This is a genomic window from Microcystis sp. LEGE 08355 (assembly GCF_015207185.1).
GTDB classification, from domain to species: domain Bacteria; phylum Cyanobacteriota; class Cyanobacteriia; order Cyanobacteriales; family Microcystaceae; genus Microcystis; species Microcystis panniformis.
This window is the reverse complement of the sequence record NZ_JADEXI010000655.1, coordinates 1-2,417: the sequence shown is the minus strand read 5'-3', so window position 1 is coordinate 2,417 and position 2,417 is coordinate 1. Positions and strand designations below refer to the sequence as shown.

3 protein-coding genes are annotated in these 2,417 nt (G+C 46.3%); 2 read left to right on the top strand and 1 reads right to left on the bottom strand.

What is annotated here, in order from left to right; genetic code table 11:
• Nucleotides 1-306 precede the first annotated feature (306 nt).
• The gene (tpiA, locus tag IQ242_RS22530) at nt 307-1,032 is read left to right on the top strand and encodes a triose-phosphate isomerase (protein ID WP_193961477.1); all 726 of its coding nucleotides are present in this window, start codon (nt 307-309) and stop codon (nt 1,030-1,032) included.
• On the opposite strand, the gene IQ242_RS22525 is transcribed toward tpiA, so the two are convergent.
• Nucleotides 1,019-1,810: a fumarylacetoacetate hydrolase family protein gene (locus IQ242_RS22525; protein WP_193961478.1), complete on the bottom strand. Its 792-nt coding sequence runs from the start codon at nt 1,808-1,810 to the stop codon at nt 1,019-1,021. The two genes, tpiA and IQ242_RS22525, sit on opposite strands and share 14 nt — an antisense overlap.
• A 145-nt stretch (nt 1,811-1,955) precedes the next feature.
• Here IQ242_RS22525 and rpsF point away from each other — a divergent pair, with 145 nt between their 5' ends.
• Entirely contained in the window at nt 1,956-2,345 is a 390-nt protein-coding gene (gene rpsF, locus IQ242_RS22520) for a 30S ribosomal protein S6 (protein WP_004163403.1), read from the top strand.
• The last annotated feature ends 72 nt before the right edge of the window (nt 2,346-2,417 follow it).

Genomic DNA, 2,417 nt, shown 5'->3' with positions numbered 1-2,417 from the left:
GGGTGTGGGGTGTAGGGTGTAGGGTTTTACCGATTTTGAGGTGGTCAGTTACCTAATTTTCAGGGAAAAAGTCCCGGAATTTTACCCCCGATCACTCCAATGGTAGGCACTTTTTGAGGGAAAAAAGTCTAAAAGCCTTATCCAACAAAGTTTTTAGATTTATTCAGCAAGTCCTAGGTACAGGTAAAAGTATTAAAAAAATCTGTTCATGACAGACAGCGATTATCGGTGATCTTGCTTAGGGTAACAAAAAGGCTTACAGTAAAATGTACCATAAATTATCAAATCTACTAAATTAATTAAGCTGTGCCGAAAGTTGTTATTGCAGGTAACTGGAAAATGCACAAAACCCAGAGAGAAGCTTTGGAGTTTTTGCAAGATTTTAAATCCCATCTAGAGGAAACCCCCGACGACCGAGAAGTAGTTCTTTGCGCGCCTTTCACAGCTTTAGCTGTCCTCTCTAAAACCCTCCACGGCGGTCGTATTCGCTTGGGGGCGCAAAATGTCCACTGGGAAAAATCGGGGGCTTATACGGGGGAAATCTCGGCGGATATGTTAACCGAAATCGGGGTTCACTATGTGGTTATCGGTCACAGTGAACGCCGGCAATATTTCGGCGAAACTGATGAAACCGTCAATTTAAGGGTCATATCTGCCCAAAAACAAGGTTTAATCCCGATTATCTGTGTGGGAGAAAGTAAAGCCCAAAGAGATGCTGGAGAAACGGAAAAGGTAATTATCAAGCAAATTCAAGCAGGTTTAGTCAATGTTGACCAAAAAAACCTCGTTATCGCCTACGAACCCATCTGGGCGATTGGCACGGGGGAAACCTGCGAAAGCGAGGAAGCTAACCGCGTTATCGGTTTGATTCGGCAACAATTAGACAATCCCGAAGTAACCATTCAGTACGGTGGTTCGGTAAAACCGGATAATATCGATGAAATTATGGCTCAATCGCAGATAAACGGGGCTTTAGTCGGTGGGGCGAGTCTAGGCCCCGCCGTATTCGCTAGGATTGTTAATTATCGCTAATTGATGCTGCTGCCATGACGCTATTTTCCAAAACCCCGATGCCTTCTATTTCCACCCGAACCTTATCCCCCACCTGCATCGGTCCGATTCCTTCGGGAGTTCCCGTTAAAATCACATCCCCCGGCAGCAGGGTCATCACTTGGGAGATATAAGCCACCAAGACATCGGGAGGAAAGACCATATCACTAAGATAACTGCTTTGTTTGGGGTCGCTGCCATCATTGAGAAAAGTGGTTAATTGCGCCCCGATACTCAGTTCCCGGACAATCCAGGGGCCGAGGGGACAAAAACTGTCAAATCCTTTCGCCCGCGTCCATTGGCTATCTTTTTTCTGTAAATCCCTAGCGGTGACATCGTTAGCAATGGTATAACCCCAGATTTTACTTCTGGCCTGGGCTGTGGTGCAGTTTTTGGCGGTTTCTCCCATAATTAATGCCAATTCTCCCTCATAATCCACTCTTTCCGATTGGGGCGGATAGAAAATCGTTTCACCATCGCCGATAATTGTCGTCGGTGGCTTGAGAAATAAAAGCGGCTCGCCCGGTACAGGTGTTCCCATCTCGGCGGCGTGGGCCGGGTAATTTTTGCCCACAGCAATAATTTTCGACGGGAAACAGGGGGCTAATAGTTGGTAGCTATCAGGTTCTAATTCTATTGTGGTTAGTTGCCCTCCTTGCCAGGGAGGGGCATCAAAGACGGCAACGCTACGGTTTAGCTGTAACAGTCCGTAGAAGATTTGTCCTTGACGATGTTTCACTCGTACATAGCGTTGCGCCATATTTTTCTGGGAATGACTAGCGATCGACTCTCGGATAGTAGTATGATCATATATCCTTGCTTCTTTATTAAAAGCTAGAGAGTTATTAAAATCAATTAACCTCCGGTCTTGACAAAGAAGCCTTCTAGTCCATAAGGATTCTGAGATGAGCAATAACTACGAAACTCTTTACATTCTCCGTCCCGATTTAGGGGAAGAAGTCGTTCAGCAACAAGTGGAACGTTATCGGACTCTGATTACCGAACACAGCGCCACAGACATTCAAGTTAAGGTGTGGGGTAAAAAACGTCTGGCCTATCCCATCAAAAAACTCAATGATGGTGTCTATGTGCAGATGAATTATCAGGCCAGCGGCAAACAAGTCGCCCCCATGGAACGGGCCATGCGTTTAAGTGATGAGGTTATTCGTTATTTAACCCTAAAACTCGATCGCGTGGTGGCCCCCCCTGCGGATTTATCTCCCTTAACGGAAATTCCCCCCTCTCCTATCACCGAAGCGGTGGTGGAAGATGACGGTATCTCCGCTGAAGATTAATTATAGTCACAACTGTGTCGGGTCAATGCCCAATTCCCGTAATCGGGCAAAAGCGCGGTCGCGTTCTTGTTG

Excerpts from the sequence above, each read along its gene's own strand:
- IQ242_RS22525 (WP_193961478.1), bottom strand. The coding sequence starts at position 1,810 with ATGGCGCAACGCTATGTACGAGTGAAACATCGTCAAGGACAAATCTTC.
- rpsF (WP_004163403.1), top strand. The coding sequence starts at position 1,956 with ATGAGCAATAACTACGAAACTCTTTACATTCTCCGTCCCGATTTAGGG.